Source organism: Streptomyces sp. NBC_01497, from assembly GCF_036250695.1.
In the GTDB taxonomy this organism is placed as follows: Bacteria; Actinomycetota; Actinomycetes; order Streptomycetales; family Streptomycetaceae; genus Streptomyces.
This window is the reverse complement of record NZ_CP109427.1, coordinates 2,152,921-2,173,022: the sequence shown is the minus strand read 5'-3', so window position 1 is coordinate 2,173,022 and position 20,102 is coordinate 2,152,921. Positions and strand designations below refer to the sequence as shown.

The 20,102-nt window shown below is 73.0% G+C and carries 18 protein-coding genes; 8 read left to right on the top strand and 10 right to left on the bottom strand.

Translation table 11 applies throughout. The features are described 5' to 3' along the window. Nucleotides 1-3 precede the first annotated feature (3 nt). The 9 genes from OG310_RS09135 to OG310_RS09095 form a co-directional block, all read right to left on the bottom strand. Nucleotides 4-462, bottom strand: a complete 459-nt coding sequence (locus OG310_RS09135; protein ID WP_443078589.1) for a DUF742 domain-containing protein — start codon at nucleotides 460-462, stop codon at nucleotides 4-6. Then, nucleotides 459-908: a roadblock/LC7 domain-containing protein gene (locus OG310_RS09130; RefSeq protein WP_329455384.1), complete on the bottom strand. Its 450-nt coding sequence runs from the start codon at nucleotides 906-908 to the stop codon at nucleotides 459-461. Before OG310_RS09130 ends, OG310_RS09135 begins: the two co-directional genes overlap by 4 nt. Continuing rightward, a complete protein-coding gene (locus OG310_RS09125) occupies nucleotides 905-3,544 on the bottom strand; it encodes a nitrate- and nitrite sensing domain-containing protein (protein WP_329455383.1) in 2,640 nt (879 codons plus the stop codon). Before OG310_RS09125 ends, OG310_RS09130 begins: the two co-directional genes overlap by 4 nt. 576 nt (nucleotides 3,545-4,120) lie before the next feature. Continuing rightward, a complete protein-coding gene (locus tag OG310_RS09120; RefSeq protein WP_329455382.1) occupies nucleotides 4,121-5,341 on the bottom strand; it encodes a serine hydrolase domain-containing protein in 1,221 nt (406 codons plus the stop codon). Between the two features lie 296 nt (nucleotides 5,342-5,637). After that, nucleotides 5,638-6,327, bottom strand: coding sequence for a response regulator transcription factor (locus OG310_RS09115; RefSeq protein WP_329455381.1), 690 nt, complete (start codon nucleotides 6,325-6,327; stop codon nucleotides 5,638-5,640). Next, nucleotides 6,324-7,544: a sensor histidine kinase gene (locus tag OG310_RS09110; RefSeq protein WP_443078588.1), complete on the bottom strand. Its 1,221-nt coding sequence runs from the start codon at nucleotides 7,542-7,544 to the stop codon at nucleotides 6,324-6,326. The genes OG310_RS09115 and OG310_RS09110 overlap by 4 nt, the downstream gene beginning before the upstream one ends. A 16-nt stretch (nucleotides 7,545-7,560) precedes the next feature. Beyond that, nucleotides 7,561-8,304: an SAM-dependent methyltransferase gene (locus tag OG310_RS09105; RefSeq protein WP_329455379.1), complete on the bottom strand. Its 744-nt coding sequence runs from the start codon at nucleotides 8,302-8,304 to the stop codon at nucleotides 7,561-7,563. A gap of 31 nt (nucleotides 8,305-8,335) precedes the next feature. After that, a complete protein-coding gene (locus tag OG310_RS09100) occupies nucleotides 8,336-9,031 on the bottom strand; it encodes a glycerophosphodiester phosphodiesterase (protein ID WP_443078834.1) in 696 nt (231 codons plus the stop codon). Next, nucleotides 9,016-10,041 (bottom strand): adenosine deaminase, encoded by a 1,026-nt coding sequence (locus OG310_RS09095; RefSeq protein ID WP_329455377.1) that lies wholly within the window; start codon nucleotides 10,039-10,041, stop codon nucleotides 9,016-9,018. Before OG310_RS09095 ends, OG310_RS09100 begins: the two co-directional genes overlap by 16 nt. Nucleotides 10,042-10,366: 325 nt before the next feature. Here OG310_RS09095 and OG310_RS09090 point away from each other — a divergent pair, with 325 nt between their 5' ends. Further along, nucleotides 10,367-10,903 carry a DUF4190 domain-containing protein gene (locus OG310_RS09090; protein ID WP_329455376.1) on the top strand — a complete coding sequence of 179 codons (537 nt, stop codon included), beginning with the start codon at nucleotides 10,367-10,369 and terminating at the stop codon, nucleotides 10,901-10,903. A gap of 205 nt (nucleotides 10,904-11,108) precedes the next feature. Here OG310_RS09090 and OG310_RS09085 read toward each other — a convergent pair whose 3' ends face one another. Further along, nucleotides 11,109-11,657 (bottom strand): NADAR family protein, encoded by a 549-nt coding sequence (locus OG310_RS09085; protein ID WP_329455375.1) that lies wholly within the window; start codon nucleotides 11,655-11,657, stop codon nucleotides 11,109-11,111. A 185-nt stretch (nucleotides 11,658-11,842) separates the two neighbouring features. Between OG310_RS09085 and OG310_RS09080 the strand changes: the two genes are divergently transcribed. From OG310_RS09080 to OG310_RS09050, 7 genes are all read left to right on the top strand, one after another. Further along, a complete protein-coding gene (locus OG310_RS09080) occupies nucleotides 11,843-13,360 on the top strand; it encodes a gamma-aminobutyraldehyde dehydrogenase (protein WP_329455374.1) in 1,518 nt (505 codons plus the stop codon). A gap of 26 nt (nucleotides 13,361-13,386) precedes the next feature. Beyond that, entirely contained in the window at nucleotides 13,387-14,634 is a 1,248-nt protein-coding gene (locus OG310_RS09075) for a polyamine ABC transporter substrate-binding protein (protein WP_329455373.1), read from the top strand. Between the two features lie 150 nt (nucleotides 14,635-14,784). Further along, entirely contained in the window at nucleotides 14,785-15,942 is a 1,158-nt protein-coding gene (locus OG310_RS09070; protein ID WP_329455372.1) for an ABC transporter ATP-binding protein, read from the top strand. Then, a complete protein-coding gene (locus OG310_RS09065) occupies nucleotides 15,939-16,871 on the top strand; it encodes an ABC transporter permease (RefSeq protein ID WP_329455371.1) in 933 nt (310 codons plus the stop codon). Before OG310_RS09070 ends, OG310_RS09065 begins: the two co-directional genes overlap by 4 nt. Then, entirely contained in the window at nucleotides 16,871-17,689 is an 819-nt protein-coding gene (locus tag OG310_RS09060; RefSeq protein WP_329455370.1) for an ABC transporter permease, read from the top strand. Before OG310_RS09065 ends, OG310_RS09060 begins: the two co-directional genes overlap by 1 nt. A gap of 70 nt (nucleotides 17,690-17,759) precedes the next feature. Next, on the top strand, nucleotides 17,760-19,205 hold the full coding sequence (locus tag OG310_RS09055) for an NAD(P)/FAD-dependent oxidoreductase (RefSeq protein WP_329455369.1): 1,446 nt from the start codon (nucleotides 17,760-17,762) through the stop codon (nucleotides 19,203-19,205). A 263-nt stretch (nucleotides 19,206-19,468) separates the two neighbouring features. Then, nucleotides 19,469-20,020: a hypothetical protein gene (locus OG310_RS09050; RefSeq protein WP_329455368.1), complete on the top strand. Its 552-nt coding sequence runs from the start codon at nucleotides 19,469-19,471 to the stop codon at nucleotides 20,018-20,020. Nucleotides 20,021-20,102: the final 82 nt, after the last annotated feature.

The following is a 20,102-nucleotide window of genomic DNA, read 5'->3' as shown; positions in this document are numbered from 1 at the left end:
TCCTCAGAGTCTCCGAAGTCCGTCGCGCACGGCGGCCAGCAGGCCGAGATCCGCGCCCCCCGACGCCCGCGCCACCGTCAGCGGCGCGCGGGCGAACAACAGTCCCTGGGCCAGCAGGTCCCCGGCCAGGATCTTGGTCACCGAGACCGGCAGATCGAGCGCGGCGGACACCTCGGCCAGCGCCGTGGCGTGCCGGCACCGCTGCAGGATCAGCCGGTGCTCGGGCTGGAGCCGGGCGGGCCTGGCAGGCGCGCCCGGCAGCTCGCGCGGGTCGATCGCGGTGGTCAGCACCGTGATCAGGGTGAGATCGTCCCGCTCAGGGGCGGTGCGGCCCCGGGTGATGGTGTACGGGCGGACCATCGTGCCCGCGCCGTCATCGTCCTCGTCGGGGAACCCGTCCCCGTCGCCGTAGGCGTCCGTGTGCCCCTCGCTGTCCCCCGCGTCGTATGCGTACTGGCTCACGCCCGGTGCACGTCCCCCGTGCCGGGCCCCGCGCCGAACGCGTCGAACTCGCCGCGCGCCCGGGCACTGAGCTTCTGGCCGACCTGCTGCACCAGCTCGTGCATGGCCAGCGACATCACCTCGGCGTCCACCTCCTGCGAGGCGACCACCGCGAGGTGGGTGCCCTCGCCGGCGGAGATGATGAACAGCCACAGGTCCGCCAGTTCCACGAGCACCTGGTGCACACCGCCGCCGTCGAAGAGCTGTCCCACCCCCCGGGCGAGACTCTGCTGACCGGTGCAGATGGCGGCGAGCCGTTCGGCGTCGGCGCGCTCGACGGTACGGGAGTGGCTCATCACCAGGCCGTCGTCGGACAGGAGGACCGCGTTCCTGGTCCCGGCCACGGAGTCCACGAGTGAGTCGAGGAGCCAGTCGAGATCCTGATACGTGGCGGTGGTTCGCGTCATGGCCGTTCTTCTCCCGTGTTGTCTCTCGGAGGGAAGGGGGGTGCCGCCGGCTCCGGGGGAGCCGGGGTGGTGCCACGGGGGTCGCCCGCGCCGGTGACGGGGCCGGGGCCGGTGGTGCCGTCGTGCGCACGGGCGGCGCGCGACTGCCGCTGGAAGGCGCCGATGGCCGCGCCGGCACGCCGTGGGACCGGCCGCAGCAGCGGGTTCTCGTCCCAGCTCGGCCGCCGGGGTGCGGCGACCGGTGCCGCGGGGTCGCCGCGCAACTCGTCCACCAGGCTGGCCTGTCGGACCCGGCGCGGCAGGGGCGCGTCGTCCGGGGTCATGCCGAAAGGACCCGGCACGGCGCCCGCGGGCCGGGGCGGCGCGGACGTGGGCGCGGGCCGGCCGGGGGCGCGGTGGGCCGCGGAGAGGTGACCGGGCTGTGGCCGTTCGTGACTCTCGCGGGAGCCGGTCTCCTGTGAGCCAGGGTCCGGCGCAGGGCCGGCCGGGTCCCGGAACCGGGCGCCGGGGCCCTCGGCGGGGCCGCCGGTCGTCGTCGCGGCCCGGGACGGCCCGGCGTGCCGGCCGTGGCCCGCAGGACCGGCGCCGGCCTCGGGGCCACGGGGCGCGACGGCGTAGGGCGTCGACGGCACGTACCCGGGCTCCGCCGTGGCACCCGCGAGCGCGCGGCCCGCGATCCGCTGCGGCAGGTCGCCGACCTCCGGCGGCAGCGGGTCGGAGGGATCGTGGTCGGGCAGCGGCGCGCCCGCCGCGACGGCGCGCGGAGGAGCGGCGGCCGTCAGGGTCTCCGGCACGAACAGCACGACACGCGTACCGCCGAAGGCGGACGGGCGGAACTCCACCCGCAGCCCGTACTGGTCCGCGAGGCGCGCGACCACCCGCAGGCCGAGGCGGACGTCCTCGCCGTTCGCCAGCACGTCCATCCGCGGCGGAGCCGTCATCAGCGCGTTGGCCTCGGCCAGTTGGGCCTCGTCCATGCCGAGCCCGCGGTCCTCCACCTCGATCGCGATGCCCCGGCCCACCCGCGCCGCCCGCACGTCGACGGGGGTAGGCGGCCGGGAGAACGCGAGGGCGTTCTCGATCAGTTCGGCGAGGACGTGGCCGACGGGCCCCACGCCGCGCTCGGACAGCCAGGCGCCGCTCTCCGGATCGAGGGTCACCCGGCGGTAGTCGCGCACCTCGCCCTGGGCCGAGCGCAGCACGTCCAGCAGCGGCACGGGCTTGCGCCAGCGCCGGTGCGGCGAACCGCCCGACATGATCACGAGGTTCTCCTCGTAGCGCCGTAGCCGCGCGGTGAGGTGGTCCAGATCGAACAGCCCCTCCAGCACCTCGGGGTCGTCGTACCGGCGCTCCAGCTCGTCCAGTTTCTTCAGCTGCTGTCCGATCAGCCGCTGGGTGCGGCGGGCGATGCGCTGGAGCAGCCGCTCGAAGCCGCGGTGCTGCTCGGCCTGGCGCACGGCGGCTCCCAGCGCGCTGGCCCTGGCGAGGTTCAACGCCCTTCCGAGGCGGGCCAGTTCGTCGCCGCCCCGGACTCCCGCTTCCGCTTCGATGGAGCCGGCCTCAGCGTCCACGTCGATCAGCTCGCCCTGTGCGAGGCGCTCCACGACGTCCGGCAGCACGCGCTCCAGCTCCTCCGCCCGCTCCTGCAGCGAGCCGATGCGGCGGCGCAGTGACCGGGCCAGGCGCCAGCTGGTGACGGCGACCGCGACCACGGCGGCCAGACCGATCGCCGAGGTGAGCACCATCTTCCAGAGCAGCGAGCGCACCGTGTCCTTGCCGGTCGCGACCACGCCGGCGGTGCGCTGCTCCATCAACCGCTCGATCACCGGTGTGAGCGTGTCCATCGACCGCTGCCAGGACTGCCCGTCCGCCGTGAGCGGCACGAGACCGTCGGAGCCGATGGCGGCGGGGGCGAGCACGTTCTGCTCGACCGCCGACTTGTCCTGCCAGGCGGGGCTCTCCATCAGCGCGTCCCAGTCGTCTCGCTCACCGCCCGGCAGGTAGGGCAGCACCTTCACGTCGTACTCGAACGACTCCTGGGAGAGAGAGTCGCGGAGCTGGCGGACACTGTCGGGCGACAGGCCGCGCTTGGGCCAGCCGCGGGCCAGCAGGGCATCGGAGCGCGAGATCATCTCCTTGGCCCAGAACATGTCCACGAGGGGCTGCGACGCGGTGGTGACCGTGCCGTTGTCGACGTGGCCGAGCGAGGTGAGCAACTGCAGGTCGACGGTGATCAGGTTCGTGTAGTAGCGGTACACGGACGTCTGGTCCTCGGCGACGCCCTGGTCCACCAGGGTCCGCTGGGAGGGCAGTTGGGCCAGGGCCTCGCGCTCCTTCGCGACGGACGCGCGCTCGTCGGCCGGCGCCGCCGCGATGGTGGCCCCGGAGAGCGACTCGAAGGTCGCGACGGCCTTGTCGGTACGGGTCCGCTGCGCGCGCAGCGCGGCTGTGTCGCCGCCGCCCCGCGCGAGCGCCTGTGCGCTGAGCTCGCGCTCCGCCTGCAGGTCGTAGTACACGATGTTGGAGGGCTGCCCGGCCTTCTGTGTCAACTCGACCTGAGCGGCCTGCCGTTGGTAGTCGAGGAACGTCTGGCCGCTGGTGACCGCCCACAGGGCGGCGAGGGCGACGCCGGGCACGACCGCCAGGATGAGAAGGGCCGCCCGCAGCGACAACCTCGTCGTGTCGGACCGCCGTGAAGCTCGCCTGCGCAGGACTCGCTCCTTGTGTGAGGCCGGTTGCACAACCGGTCAAAACCGTTGGGAGGTCTGGCGATTTCGATACTAGCCACACCCTAAATGAGGAAGAAAGTTCAGATGTTGCACGTGACGTGCAGTGAACACCGGTACGGGCGCCTGAAGTAGACCGATAGGGACTGATGTGTCCTGCGGGGTGTCAGTGGGAGCGGATCGCTCCCACGAAGCACTTCCGGCCACGGTCTCTCCCGCGTGTGGCCGCCGCGCCGGGCCGCTGACCTGCCCATCGGAACCACTCCCACCGCTGGGCCGCCGTCCGGCGCGGGCGGTGGCGGCCCAGGTGGCTCCTGTCGGCCCGGGGCGACGAGGAGTGTGTGGCGCGCCGCCAAAAAAGTTCGCGCCGGCCGTCCTCCGTCACACACGATCACCGGCGCCGCGCTGCCCCGTGTGCCGTGCCGCAGGCAGTGGACGGCCGCCAACAGGCGCCCGGCGGGCTCCGCCGGTGCGGAGTCGGCCGCTCTACGCCGACGGCGCACCGAAGGCCGCGACCATCAGCTCCTCCTCCGTGGCGTTGAGATCGTCACCCTTCGCGTCGGTGGCACCGACACTCGCCACGAGGGTGCGTGACAGGTCGCATGTCGCACCGATCACCGTCGTGTAGCCGTACCGGCTGCCGGACTTGCCCCAGACCGCGCGGCCGCCGAGGTCGATCTCCGACAGGCCCGCGCTGTACGCTGCTGGTGCGCCGGATCCGTACGTGAGCACGGACGGGCCGGGGAGGGTGAACATCTCCGCGAGCTGCGGACGGGGAACCACCTGCCCGCGGAACAGCGCGTCCATGAAGGTCTCCAGATCGGCGGTGGAGGAGATCAGATCTCCTGCCGCGTATCCCTCCGTCTGGCCCCACACCGTCACGTCGCGCAGCTCGGTGGTGCCGCCCGGAGCCGGGAACGCCTGGTAGCCGTGGTTGTGCGGGCCGCGGATCCCGGTCCCGGTGCCGGGGAAGTAGGTCCGGTCCAGGTGCAACGGCCGCAGGATCCGGCGTGTGACCTCGCTCGCGTAAGGGCGGCCGGTGACGTGTTCCACCAGCAGTCCGAGCACGGTGTAGTTGATGTTCAGGTAGTGCTGGGCGGTGCCGGGCGCGAACTCCGGCTCCTCCCCGGTCGCTTGCGCGACCATGCCCTGCGGTGTGAAGCGGTCGAAGCGATGGGCGTACGCCTCCTCGACGGTGCTTCCCGGCGCATCGGCCGCGGGAATGCCGCTCGTGTGGTTCAGCAGTTCGCGCACCGTCACACCGCCGTACCGGGCCGGGATCAGCGACGGCAGGTAGCCGCGTACGGGCGCGTCCAGGCGCACCCGCCCCTGGGCGGCGAGTTGCAGCACGACGGCGGCCGTGAACACCTTGGTCACCGAGCCGGCGCGAAAGCGCGCGTTCGGGTCGGCGGGCGTGTTCGTCCGCAGATCGTGCACGCCCGCGCTGCCGTGCCAGAGCCCGCCACCGCCCCCGACCCGCACGAGCGCGTCGGTCGTCCCGGCGTCGGGCAGCGCGGCGAGCGCGGCCCGCAGCGCGGCGGCGTCCGGCGCGCCGGGACCACCCCCGCCGGGGGCCGGGCAGGACGCGGCAGCCGCGACCGGGGCCGGGGCGGCGAGCGCCGCCGGGGCCGCCGACGTGGTCACGGCCGCGAGAGCGCACGCCACGGCGAGAGCGGTGCGGGCGTGCGCTGACAGGGCTCTTGCCATGAAGAAACCTCCGAGGACGTGGCAGGACGCTCGCCGATGCGTGCGCCGGTGCCGCAATCCTGCGCGGCCGGGCGCTACGGCGGATCGCCGGAGCGGGCGGACTTCGCGCCTGACGTGCCTCACCCGTGCGGGCGAGTTGCCCTCGCGCCCTCATCCCTGGGGACGACCGGCTCCACCCGGAAGGCGCCGCGCGGGGCGGGCGCTGCCAACTCCTCGGGCGGGCAGGCGCCGCTCACGCGGCACGCGCAGCCCCGGGGCTGCCCTCGTGCGCCTCTCGCCGGGCTCGCGCCCAGCACTCAGCCGTCCGGTGTCCCGGGCGGCTCCGGCGCTCCGCCGACCACCACGAGTCCCGTCTCGTACGCGCAGATCACCGCCTGGATCCGGTCCCGCAGCCCCAACTTGGCCAGCACGTTGCCCACATGGGTCTTCACGGTGTGCTCGCTCAGCGTCAGGGCGGCGGCGATCTCCGCATTGGAACGCCCCCGGGCCAGGTGCAGCAGCGTCTCCCGCTCCCGAGCGGTCAGGGCAGCGAGCCGCGCCGCCTCAGCCACCGGCCGCCGCACCGGACGGCTCGCGTACTCCTGTACCAGCCGCCTCGCCACGGACGGCGCCAGCAGCGAGTCCCCGGCAGCAACCACGCGTACCGCGTGCACCAGGTCCTCCCGCCGTACATCCTTGAGCAGGAAGCCGCTCGCGCCCGCGCGAAGCGCCGCGTACACGTACTCGTCCGTGTCGAAGGTGGTGAGCATGACGACCCGGCACCCCGGCGCGGCCGTGATCGCGCGGCACGCCTCGATGCCGTCCATGCCCGGCATCCGCACGTCCAGCAGCGCGATCTGCGCGCCGTGCCGGCGCACGGCGGTCACCGCCTCCGCGCCGTCCGCGGCCTCCGCCACCACCTCGATGTCGGTCTCGGCGTCCAGGATCATCCCGAAACCGCTGCGCACCAGCTCCTGGTCGTCGGCGACCACCACGGTGACGGTCATCGGAGGGACCCCTCACGCGGGGTGGGCAGCGGCAGCTCCACGGCGACCCGGAACCCCTGGCCGCCGGGGCCGTGCCCGGCGTACGTGCTGCCTCCGAGCGCGGCCGCGCGCTCACGCACCCCGAGCAGGCCGAGCCCACCGCTCACCGCACCGCCGTCGCCCGTACCGCGGCCGTCGTCCACCACGGTGATCTCCAGCGTGTCGGTCCCGTAGGCGAGTACCACCCGCGCGGTGTGCGCGTCCGCATGGCGGACCACGTTCGTCAGGGCCTCCTGGACCACGCGGTGCACCGTGGCGCCGACCGAGGGCGGTACCGGCCGTGCGACCCCCGTCGTCGTGTACGACACCGCCAGGCCGCCCGCGGCGACCCGGCCGACCAGCTCCGGCAGGTCCGCCAGTCCGGGCCGGGGCGAGCGGGGGACGGGCCGCGCACCGCTGCCGGACTCCGCCCGCAACAGCCCGAGCATGCCGCGCAGCTGGACCATCGCGTCCCTGCCCGTCTCGGAGATCGCGTCGAACGCGGCGAGCGCCCGCTCGGGCGCGGTCCGCAGGGCGACCGGCCCCGCCTCCGCCTGCACCACCATCAGGCTCACCGCGTGGGACAGCACGTCGTGCATCTCCCTCGCGATTCGGGCCCGTTCACCGGCCACCGCCTGCTCGGCCTCGATCCGCGCCAGGCGCTCCAACTGCGCCGCGCGGTCCTCGACCGCGCGGGTGTACTCCTGCCGTACCCGGGTGAGTCTGCCGAGCCCGTACGCGGCGCCCACCAGGAAGAGCGAGACAAGCAACTCCTTGGCCTGGCCGGTGTTGAGCGCGGTGGCGGGGAGGACCAGCACGAACGAGAACACCAGCGCGCCCACCCGGCGCCGGGCCGGCGAGAGCACCGCCACCGTGTAGAGCGCGGTCAGCGCGTTGTACGGCATCACCTGCCCCGGACCGTCCGGCGCGAGCAGGTACAGCGCCTGGGCCGCGTACACCGCGAGCAGGACCGTGACGGGGGCCCGCCGGCGCCACAGCAGCGGTGCCACCGTCAGCGCCGTCATCCCGTACGCGGTCCAGGTGGCGGGCGGCAGCCCCGCCCCCCGCGGTACCACGAACGGAATCGTCTCGGCGGCCTGCACCACCAGCGTGATCCCGGCGTCCACCACCCACCCGCTCGCGCCGCGCGACCATGATCGCCCGCGCGCACCGAGCCCGCGCCACCCCCCTGTGCCCATGTCGCGCGGACCCGCCCTACGGCGTCCGGGCGGCCAGGCCGTACCGCGCGCCCTCGGCGCCCGGGTCCCGGTCCGGCCGCCGGCGGGCGCCCGGGACGACGCCCGGGGCCGGGAGGTCGATGCCGTCGGCGGACGACGCGATCCCGGCGCCCGTGCGTGCCGTGACGGGAGGCGTCGCGTGCTCGGGTGAGAAGGCCATCGCCTCCTGGCCGGTGCCCCCGCCCAGCTCCGGCGTCGGATGCGTGCGCACCAGGGGGCTGCCGGGCGCCACCGCGTCGACGAAGCGGCGTACGCGTGGGCGGGCGGCCCCCGCGTCCGGCACGGGCGTGAGGACGCCCGGCGTCATCCCGGCGGCAGGGCGCCGCAGGCCGAGCGTCCTGCCGAGGCGGGAGCGGATCGCGTCCGGCTCCCGGGCGTCCGCGTGGAGGCACTCCGGGTGCCCGGCCGGTGAACCGGCCGGCAGCGCCCGGGCGTCGGCAAGCACCGTCGGGTCGTGGCCGGCACAGACGATCCCCGCGTCCGGCGCGACGCGCCGCGCGACGTCGTGGGTGCGGCCGGCGGCGGGCAGTCCCGCACCGAGGCCCGGGAACCGGCGCACCCCGTCCGTGCCCGTCAGGTGCGGCACGACGCGTCCGGGGAACGCCCGGCCGGCGCGCGCCACCTCGCGCTCGCTGACGCGCGCGCTCCGGGCGATGCCCCCGGCGATCACGCCGCAGGGTGCGCCGTCCTCTCGGTCCCCGCGTGCCCCGTCGTCGCCCACGTCCGCTCCTCCCGCGCCGCCCGTCCTCACATCACCCTGCCAGCAACCGCACCAGTACGTCGATCCTGTTGGTGGTCAGCGCGTCGATGCCCGAGCGCACGAGCCGTCGCATGGTGCGGCCCGTGTCGACCGTCCACGCCGACACCAGCACGCCGTCCCGGTGACCGCGGGCGATCACCTCCGGCGTGGCCAGCGCGAAGCGGTAGTTGACCCAGCGGGGACGCACCGCCGCCAGCAGCGAGGGCAGCGGCGGCACCACCGTCTTCCAGGTCATCGCGATCTCGGCGCCGGGCTCAGCGGCGCGCACCGCGAGCATCGTCGACGGCGCGCCCGTCCAGTACACGCGCTCGCTCGCACCGCAGTCCCGCACCACACCCGCCATCGTGCGCACGGCCGCGGGGGTCGCGCCGGGCAGGTCGAGCTGGAGCCGGCAGTCCGTCCCGAGCAGGGCCTCCCGCAGTGTCGGCACGCCGCCACCGGTCAGCTCGGCGACCTCCGCGGCCGTCACGTCGGCGAGGCGGCGGGGGTGGCCCCACAGCCGCTCCAGGGTCGAGTCGTGCAGCAGGACGGGGACCCCGTCGCCGGTCAGCCGGACGTCGGTCTCTACGGCGCCAGCGCCGCGGGCCGCGCCGGAGCGGATCGAGGCGAGGGTGTTCTCGCGCAGCCGGTACGGGTCGCCGCGGTGCGCCACCGCGACGACGGGCCGCCGGCTCACCGGGCCAGCCAGGCGTCGGTGTACGTGTCGATCTCCCCGGCGATGCGCTGCTTGCCCGCAGGTTCGAGGAAGGACGCCTCCACGGCGTTCTTCGCGAGCGCGGCGACGCCCCGCTCGTCGAGATCGAGCAGCCTGGCGGCGACCCCGTACTCCTGGTTGAGGTCGGTGCCGAACATCGGCGGGTCGTCGCTGTTGATCGTCACGAGCACCCCCGCCCGGACCAGTTGTCCGAGGGGGTGCTCGTCGAGCGTCGCCACGGCGCGGGTCGCGATGTTGGACGTGGGGCACACCTCCAGGGCGATGCGGTGCTCCGCCAGATGGCCGAGCAGCTTCGGGTCCCCGACGGAACTGGTGCCGTGCCCGATCCGCTCGGCGCGCAGATCCGTCAGCGCGTCCCACACGGTCTGCGGACCCGTGGTCTCACCCGCGTGCGGCAGGGAGTGCAGCCCCGCCGCGATCGCCCGGTCGAAGTACGGCTTGAACTGCGGGCGCGGTACACCGATCTCCGGGCCGCCGAGGCCGAAGCCGATCAGTCCCTCGGGGCGCAGGTCCAGCGCCAGGTGCGTGGTCTCCTCGGCGGCCGCGAGACCCGCCTCACCCGGAATGTCGAAGATCCACCGCAGGACGACGCCGAGTTCGGACTCGGCGGCCCTGCGGGCGTCCTCTATGGCTTCCATGAACCCGACCTCGGGAATGCCGCGCCGCGTCGAGCTGAACGGAGTGACCGTCAGCTCCGCGTAGCGGATGTTCTGCCGGGCCATGTCCCGCGCGATCTCGAAGGTCAGCAGCCGGATGTCCTCCGGCGTGCGGATCAGGTCGACCACCGACAGGTACACCTCGATGAAGTGCGCGAAGTCGGTGAACGTGAAGTAGTCGGCGAGGGCCTCGGGGTCGGTCGGCACCTTGGAATCGGCGTGCCGGCCTGCCAGCTCGGCGACGATGCGCGGCGAGGCCGATCCGACATGGTGCACATGCAGTTCGGCCTTGGGCAGCCCCGCGATGAACGGGTGCAGATCGGTCATGGCTCCTCCAGCGAAGCGGCACGGGCGGGCCGGAGCGGTGAACGGCCTCTTTCCCGCGTCGACGGATCATCGTAAGCCGGGCAGGACCCCCGAACCCGGCGAGGCCGCCACGCCCGGCGAGGCCGTAGCATGTCTGATCCGACGATGGGGGAGCACGATGTCAGACCAGAACGGACCGCAGCAGGGTGGCGGACAGCCACGGGATCCGTGGGCGCCGCCGGAGCAACGGCCGTCGCTGGACAAGCCGGCCGGGTTGCCGCAGCAGGGCGGACCGGGTGTCCCTCCGGCCGGCGGCTCCGTGCACGAGCAGCCTACGGTCATCGGCATGCCGAACGGCGAGACGCCGGGGGCCGTGCCTCCGCCGCCGCCCGCGCCGGGACCCTACGGTTACCCGGGGTCCGCGTCCGCGCCGCCGCCGCCCACCGGCGGCCCCGCCACGGGAGCCACTCCGTACGCGGGTGCCCCGGGCTACGGCTATCCGCAGTATCCGGGCGCGTCCGCGCCGTACGCGGGAAGCGGCTGGACCGGGCAGGGCATGCCGTCCAACGGCATGGGCACCGCCGCGATGGTGCTGGGCATCGTCTCCGTGGTCGGCTTCTGCATGTACGGCATCGTCGGCCTGATCACGGGCATCCTGGCGATCGTCTTCGCCGTGAAGGGACGCCGCAAGGCGGACAACGGCGAGGCGACCAACCGCGGTGCCGCCACCGCCGGACTGATCCTCGGCTGGATCGGGGCGGTGCTCGGGCTGCTGGTGATGGCGGCCATCATCGTCGCGATCATCGTCGGTGTGCACGAGTCCAAGGACACGCCCTTCGACGACGGCGACCCCTTCGCCACCTCGCTCGTGATCGGGCACTGAGGCGCGGAGCGCCGGCGCGCGTCGTGTGCGCGCGCCGGGCGGGCGGGTGTCCCGCCCGCACGCGTCCGGCGTCGCGGGCGCCGCGCACCCGCGCGTCCCGCCCGCACGCGTCCCGCGCGTCCCGCCCGCACCCGCCGGGCGGCACGCGGCGCTCATCCGCTGAGATGTCCGCCGGGCCGCCCTCGCGCGAGCCCGGCGGGGATGCTCAGCCTTGTGCCAGCCGGGCGCGGGCCGCCATCAGCGCGAAGCCCAGCAGGTTCTCGCCGCGCCACCGGGCCGGGTCCCCGGCGCGCTCGTCGTCCGCGGCCAGACCGATGCCCCAGACGCGGTCCACCGGGCTCGCCTCCACCAGGACGCGCTCACCCGTCGCCAGCAGGAAGGCCCGCAGCGCCGGGTCCTGGCCGAATTTGTGCACACTGCCCTCGACCACCAGCGGGAGGCGTTCCCGCCGCCACACCTCCTCGTCGAAGCCGCGCACCAGCCGCCCCGCCTTCTTGGCGGCCGACGGATGCCCCGCTCCGAGGACGGCGCGTTCGGCCTCCGCGTCGCCGAAGAGGCGTGCCTTGCCCGCCATCATCCAGTGTTCGGCCGTGGCGTAGGCGACGCCGTCGACCGAGAACGGCGAGGGCCACCACTGGCTGAGGCAGCTCGCCGAGAGTTCCCCGTCGGGGCGCGGCGTGTGGCCCCAGAAGCGCAGGTACCTCACACGATCGCCGCGCCGCGCGCGTTCGACGAGTTCCGCTGTGGCACTCATGCTCTGCTCCATGCGGAGGAGTCTGCCGCAGGGCGCCGGCACCCCGGGTGGCCCGGCTGACCTGGAGCGACCGTGGTCGACCGATTCCGTTGCGTAACCAAATGGAAACAACGGAATCCCTTGTTGCATAGGCGATGCTCTGCCAGGATCGTCACTCAATTGCAGCTGGGACAACGGAGAACGTCATGAGTGACCGCTTCCAGGCAGAGAAGCGCTTCGCGGACGGAGCGCAGTTCATCGACGGGCGTCTCGTGCCCGGCACCTCGGGGCGGACGCAGGACGTGGTGGATCCGGCCACGGGCGAGACGGTGTTCCGCTACGAACTCGCCTCGACGAACGACGTGGACGACGCGGTCGCCGCCGCCCTCGCCGCCTACCCCGGCTGGTCGGGGGCCACCCCGGGCGAGCGGTCCGACGCGCTGCACCGCCTCGCCACCGTACTCGCGGCGCAGGCGGACGACTTCGCGCAGGCCGAGTCCCTCCAGTGCGGCAAGCCGCTGAAACTGTCCGCCGGCTTCGACGTGCCGGGCACGATCGACAACGCCGCCTTCTTCGCGGGCGCCGCACGCCACCTGCAGGGCACCTCGGCCGGCGAGTACAGCGCCGATCACACCTCGTACGTACGCAGGGAGCCCATCGGCGTCGTCGGCTCCATCGCGCCCTGGAACTACCCGCTCCAGATGGCCGCGTGGAAGATCCTCCCCGCGATCGCCGCGGGCAACACCGTCGTGCTCAAGCCCGCCGAGATCACCCCCCTCACCTCGCTGATGTTCGCGGAGGCCGCCCAGCAGGCGGGGATCCCCGACGGTGTGATCAACATCGTCTGCGGTGCGGGCCGGGACGCGGGCGAGCACCTCGTCGGCCACCCCGACGTGGCCATGACGTCCTTCACCGGCTCCACCGCCGTCGGTACCCGCGTCGCCGAGATCGCGACCGCCACCGTCACCCGCCTCCACCTCGAACTCGGCGGCAAAGCGCCGTTCGTCGTCTTCGACGACGCCGACCTGGAGGCCGCCGTGCACGGCGCCGTCGCGGGCGCCCTCATCAACACGGGCCAGGACTGCACCGCCGCCACCCGCGCCTACGTCCAGCGCCCCCTGTACGAGGCCTTCGTCGCCGCGGTCGCCGACCTGATGGAGACCGTGCGCCCCGGGGACCCGTTCGCCGACGGCACCGACCTCGGTCCGCTCGTCTCGCACGCCCAGCGCGACCGGGTCGCCGGCTTCGTCGACCGCGCCCGCGCGTACGCCCGGGTCGTCACCGGGGGCGAGGCCCCCGGCGGCGCGCTCGCCGGCGGCGCGTACTACCGGCCCACGCTGATCGCCGACGCCGCGCAGGACAGCGAGGCCGTCCAGAGCGAGATCTTCGGCCCCGTCCTCGTCGCCGTGCCCTTCGACACCGACGACGAGGGCATCGCGCTGGCCAACGACACCCCCTACGGCCTCGCCGCCTCCGCCTGGAGCCGCGACGTCTACCGCACCGGCCGCGCCACCCGGGAGATCAAGGCCGGCTGCGTCTGGGTCAACGACCACATCCCGATCATCAGCGAGATGCCCCACGGCGGCTATGGGCGAAGCGGCTACGGCAAGGACATGTCGATGTACTCCTTCGAGGAGTACACCCAGGTCAAACACGTCATGTACGACAACACCGCGGTGGCACGCAAGGACTGGCACCGCACGATCTTCGGGGACCGGACGTGACACACATACCCGAGAGGGCGAAGCCCATGGCACACGACGAACCGGAGGGCCTCTCAGCCGTCCAGCTCGCGGCGATACAGCGGCACCTCACCACCGGCAGGGGCGCTCTCACCCGTCGCTCCCTGCTGCGCGCGGGCGGCGTCGGCGCGCTGACCTTCGGCGGTTTCGCGGCCCTCACCGGCTGTGGCATCCCGGCCGCCAAGAAGGACACCAAGGGCGGCGGCGACCCCGACTACTCGGCAGCGGAGAAGAAGGTCGTCTTCTCCAACTGGACCGAGTACATGGACGTCACCGACGACGGGAAGCACTTCCCGACGCTGGAGGCGTTCACCCGGCGCACCGGCATCAAGGTCACGTACAACACCGACATCAACGACAACAACGAGTTCTTCGGCAAGATCCAGCCGCAACTCGCCGCGGGGCAGGACATCGGCCGTGACATCATCGTGCTCACCGACTGGCTCGTCGGCCGCATCATCGGCCTCGGCTGGGCACAGACCCTCGACGCGTCCCTGATGCCGCACGCGTACGCGAACCTCATCGGCCAGTTCCGCACCCCCGACTGGGACCCGGGCCGCGCCCACTCCTACCCGTGGGCGGGCATCCCCACCGTCATCGCGTACAACAGCAAGGCCACCGGCGGCCGGAAGGTCGACTCCGTCTCGCAGCTCCTCGACGACCCGAAGCTGAAGGGCCGGGTGGCCTTCCTCACCGAGATGCGCGACACCATCGGCATGACGCTGCTCGACATGGGCAAGGCGCCGGAGACCTTCACCACGGACGACTACGACGCCGCGGTGGCCCGGCTGCAAAAGGGCGTGGACTCCCACCAGATCCGCCGCTTCGCGGGCAACGACTACACCTCGGACCTCGACAAGGGCGACATCGCGGCCTGCGTCGCCTGGGCCGGCGACATCGTCCAGCTCCAGTCGGAGAACCCGGACATCAAGTACGCCATCCCCGAAGCCGGTTACATGATCTCCAGCGACAACATGATGGTGCCCGCGCGCTCCAGGCACCGGGCCAACGCCGAGCGGCTGATGGACTACTACTACGAGCCGCCCGCCGCGGCCAAGCTCGCCGCGTACATCAACTACGTGTGCCCCTGCGACCACGTGAAGCCCGAACTCGCCAAGCTGGACAAGGACGCGGCGAACAACGTGCTGATCATCCCCGACGAGAAGATGCAGGCCGCCTCGCACTCCTTCCGCTCACTGAGCAACAAGGAGGACACCGCCCTGGAGCAGAAGTTCTCCCTGCTCATCGGCGCCTGACCCGCCCGGCGCGGGCCCACGACGCCCCCGCCGCCGCGCGGGGACACCCGCCCCGGCCCCGCCGCCGCGCGAAGGCCGCCCGACCGCCACCGCGGGAGGGCCACCGCCCCGCGCCCCGTCACACCCCTCTAGCTTCCGGGACTGCTACCGATGACAGAGACCGCATCCACCGGCCCGGCCGGCGGCGACGTCCGCCTCGCCGGGATCAGCAAGAAGTACGGCTCGTTCCAAGCCGTCCAGCCGCTCGATCTCACCGTGCCCCAGGGGACGTTCTTCGCGCTGCTCGGCGCGTCCGGCTGCGGGAAGACCACCACCCTGCGGATGATCGCCGGCCTGGAGGACCCGACCACCGGCACCGTCTTCCTCGGCGAGGAGGACGTCACCGATCTGCCTCCGCACAAGAGGCCCGTGAACACCGTCTTCCAGAGCTACGCGCTCTTCCCGCACCTCGACATCTTCGAGAACGTCGCCTTCGGACTGCGCCGCCGCGGTATCAGGTCCGTGGGGAGGCAGGTCGGCGAGATGCTCGACCTCGTCCAGCTCGGCGACTACGCGCGCCGCAAGCCGCAACAGCTCTCCGGCGGCCAGCAGCAGCGCGTCGCGGTCGCCCGCGCCCTGATCAACCGCCCTCAGGTGCTCCTCCTCGACGAGCCGCTCGGCGCGCTCGACCTCAAACTGCGCCGCCAGATGCAGCTCGAACTCAAGCGCATCCAGACGGAGGTGGGCGTCACCTTCATCCACGTCACCCACGACCAGGAGGAGGCCATGACGATGGCCGACACCATCGCGGTGATGAACGCGGGCCGCGTGGAACAGCTCGGCAGCCCCGGCGATCTCTACGAGAACCCGCGTACGACGTTCGTCGCGAACTTCCTCGGCACCTCCAACCTCATCGAGACGGAGATCCTCCGCACCGACGGCGAGAACCTCACCGTCTCCGGCAGCGGCGGGTGCGAACTCACCCTGCCCGCCGCCCGGTGCACGGCCCCCACGGCGAACGGGGGAAAGGTCCTCGTCGGCATACGCCCCGAGAAGATCACCCTCACCCACGCCGACGACGCGGGCACCGTCCCCCCGGGCCGCAACCGGGTCGTCGGCCGGATCGTCGGCACCAGCTTCATCGGCGTCTCCACCCAGTACGTCGTCGACAGCCCCGCCTGCCCCGAACTGGCCGTGTACGCACAGAACATCGAGCGCGACGGCCGCCTCGTGCCCGGCGCCGAGGTGGTCCTGCACTGGAACCCGGGACACACCTTCGGGCTCGGCGCGGACCAGGACATCTCCGCCGGCGAGGGGGAGGCGTCATGACGGCCGCCACCGCGCCGCCCGCCGCCGCACCCGTCACCGGGGAACCGAAGGCGCGCCGGGTGCCGCGCCGCAAGCGGCTCGTCCCGTACTGGCTGCTGCTGCCCGGCATCCTCTGGCTGATCATCTTCTTCGTCGTCCCGCTGATCTACCAGGCGTCCACGTCCGTGCAGACCGGGTCGCTGGAGAGCGGCTTCCAGGTCACCTGGCACGTGCAGACGTACTGGGACGTGCTCCAGCAGTACTACCCGCAGTTCCTGCGCTCGCTGCTGTACGCGGCCGTCGCCACGCTGCTGTGCCTGGTCGTCGGCTACCCGCTCGCGTACCTCATCGCCTTCCGGGCCGGGCGCTACCGCAACGTCCTGCTGGTCCTCGTCATCGCGCCGTTCTTCACCAGCTTCCTGATCCGCACGCTGGCCTGGAAGACGATCCTCGCCGACGGGGGGCCGGTCGTCGGCTTCCTCAACTCGGCGCACATCCTGGACCTGACGAACGCGCTGGGCTGGACCAGCGGCGACCGGGTCCTCGCCACCCCGCTCGCCGTCGTCACCGGGCTCACCTACAACTTCCTGCCCTTCATGATCCTGCCGCTCTACACCTCGCTGGAGCGGATCGACCAGCGGCTGCACGAGGCCGCGGGCGACCTGTACGCCACCCCCTGGACCACCTTCCGCAAGGTGACCTTCCCGATGTCGCTGCCCGGCGTCGTCTCCGGCACCCTGCTCACGTTCATCCCGTCCAGCGGCGACTACGTCAACGCGCAGCTGCTCGGGTCCGCCGACACGAAGATGATCGGCAGCGTCATCCAGTCGCAGTTCCTCACCGTGCTCGACTATCCGGCCGCGGCCGCGCTGTCGTTCATCCTCATGGCGGTCGTGCTGTTCGTGGTCAGCTACTACATCCGCCGGGCAGGGACGGAGGAACTGCTCTGATGAACCCGACTCCGAGGGCACTGCGCTGGATACGGCAGCACCTGGTGGTGATCGCCGGCCTGATCACGCTCGCCTACCTGATCCTGCCGAACGTCGTCGTGATGGTGTTCTCCTTCAACAAGCCCACCGGCCGCTTCAACTACACGTGGAACCACTTCTCGCTCGACGCGTGGAAGTCGCCGTGCGGGGCCGCGGGGCTGTGCAGCTCGCTGGGGCTGTCCCTGCAGATCGCCGTCTACGCGACGATCGGCGCCACCGTCCTCGGCACCATGATCGCCTTCGCGCTGGTCCGCTACCGCTTCCACGGCCGCGGCCCGGTGAACTCGCTGATCTTCCTGCCGATGGCCATGCCCGAGGTCGTCATGGCCGCGTCGCTGCTCACCCTCTTCCTCAACCTCGGCGCACAGCTCGGCTTCTGGACGATCCTCATCGCCCACATCATGTTCTGCCTGAGCTTCGTCGTCGTCGCCGTGAAGGCACGCGTCATGTCCATGGACCCGCGGCTGGAGGAGGCGGCGCGCGACCTGTACGCGGGACCCGCGGCGACCTTCGTGCGCGTCACACTGCCGATCGCTGCACCCGGGATCGTCGCGGGAGCGCTGCTGTCGTTCGCGCTGTCGTTCGACGACTTCATCATCACCAACTTCAACGCCGGCTCCACGGTGACCTTCCCCATGTTCGTCTGGGGATCGGCGCAGCGCGGCACGCCGGTGCAGATCAATGTCATCGGCACGGCGATGTTCGTCATTGCCGTAACGGTCGTCGTCGCGGGCCAGGCCGTCAGCAACCGGCGGTCCAAGGCCGCGGCCGCGTCCTGACCACGGGGCCGGATGCCCGCAGCCCGCACAGCTGGGCCCCGTCCAGCGGGGCCCGAAGGAGTTGTTAGTCATGGCCCCAGGAGCCATGGACACCGTCCCGGCCGCACGCGCGGCCACCGCCCTCGCCTCGTCGTCCCTCGCGCACGTGCGGCCCGCCCCGTACTGGCTCGACGACCCGGGCAGGCCTGCCGCGCTGCCCGCCCTCACCGGCGAGGAACGCTGCGACCTGCTCGTCGTCGGCGGCGGTTACAGCGGCCTGTGGACCGCGCTGAACGCCAAGGAACGCGACCCGGGGCGCGACGTCGTCGTCATCGAGGGCCGGGAGGTGGCCTGGGCCGCCTCCGGCCGCAACGGCGGCTTCTGCGCCGCCTCCCTCACCCACGGCCTGCCCAACGGCCTGGCCCGCTGGCCCGGCGAACTGCGCGCCCTGGAGGAACTCGGCGCACGCAACCTCGACGCGATCGGCGACGCCGTCGAGCGCTACGGCATCGACTGCGCCTTCGAACGCACCGGTGAGATCGACGTCGCCACCGCACCCCATCAGCTCGCCGAGCTGTCCGCACTCAAGGAGGAGGCCGAGCGGGCGGGCCTCACGGGTCTTGAGGTACTCGACCAGGACGCCGTACGCGCCGAGGTCGATTCGCCCACCTTCCTCGGCGGCCTCCTCGACCGGGAGGGCGTCGCCCTCGTCAACCCGGCCGCGCTGGCCTGGGGCCTCAAGCGGGCCTGCCTCGGCCTCGGCGTCCGTGTCTACGAGAACACGCCCGGCCGCACGCTCACCCGGTCCGGCCCGGGCATGGCCGTGCGCACCCCGCAGGGCCGGATCCTCGCCCGGCAGGTCGCCCTCGGCACCAACGTCTTCCCCTCCCTGCTGCGGCGCGTACGCCCGTACACCGTCCCCGTCTACGACTACGCGCTGACGACCGAGCCGCTGACCGCCGCCCAGCTGGCCTCGGTCGGCTGGACGAACCGGCAGGGCCTCGGCGACAGCGCCAACCAGTTCCACTACTTCCGCCTCACCGCCGACAACCGTGTCCTGTGGGGCGGTTACGACGCCATCTACCCCTTCGGCGGGCGGCTCGACGCGGACCGGGACCAGCGCCCCGCGACGTACCTCAAGCTCGCCACGCACTTCTTCCGCTGCTTCCCGCAGCTCGAAGACGTCCGCTTCAGCCACGCCTGGGGCGGCGCCATCGACACCTGCACGCGGTTCGCGGCCTTCTACGGCACCGCGCACGAGGGCCGCGTCACCTACGCGGCGGGCTTCACCGGGCTGGGCGTCGGGGCGACCCGGTTCGGTGCCGACGTCATGCTCGACCTGTTGTCCGGCCAGTCCAGTGAGCGCACGGAGCTGGAGATGGTGCGGCGCAAGCCCCTGCCGTTCCCGCCGGAGCCGGTGGCCTGGGCCGGGATCGGCCTGACGAAGTGGTCGCTGGCGCGGGCCGACGCGGCCGGGGGCCGGCGCAACCTGTGGCTGCGCGCCATGGACCGGCTCGGCCTGGGCTTCGACAGCTGAGCGGGTGCGGTGCGGGTGCCGGTACGGGTGCCGGTCCTGCCGGGCCCGCCCCACCGCCCGGGCCCGTGCGCCCGCAGGCGGCGTCGGTCCGTCGACCCCGCCGACCCGTGCGTGGTGACGTGATCCAGATCACCATGATCGTCCGTCATCCGCGGCCGAACCCGCGTCATAACCCGGCCGGACGGCGCTCTCCCCTGGGGACGCGATGTCCGGTGCCGCGTACGCGCGGCGCCTGTACCGAGCACGAAGGGGAGACGGTGCGGATGGCTGACTCGGGCGGGACCTCGGGGGCGCGGAGCGCGGTGGAGTGGCTCGCGGCGGCGGCGCCCGACCCGCAGACATGCCGGTGGGAGTGGGAGCGCAACCCGGCGGGGGTGGCACTGCTGCCGGCCGGACGCCGGTGGGACGTGCTGATCCTGCCGGCCGCACTCGGCAGGCCCACGCTCGACGTGCTGAGCGGGCTGGTGGAGCGCCCGGGACCGGTGCTCGCCGACTCAGGGGAGGAGCGGACGGGTTTCTTCGTGCCGCCGGGCACGGTCGCCCGCTGGCTCGGCACGGGCGTGCGCGGCGCGGGGCGCGGCACCTGGATCGTCGTGCCCTACCCGGGGCGGCGCGCGGTGGGCATGCGGTGGCTGGTGGCCCCGGACGGCTCGGGGGTGCTGACCGACCCGGCCGTGCTGGAACTGGCGATGCACGAGGCCGTGGCGGGCCTGGTGGAGGCGGCGGGGGGCAGGCCGCCCGGCGGCGGGTGCGCGCGGCCGGGGTCCGCCGACGGGGAGCGCGGGGGAGAGGACTGGACGAACGGGGAGTCTTGACAAGGAGATTGGTCTGGACCATCTTGTCGGGACCGTGTCATGGATGGCATGTGCACGGAGACGTGACCCCAGGGGCCCGTGC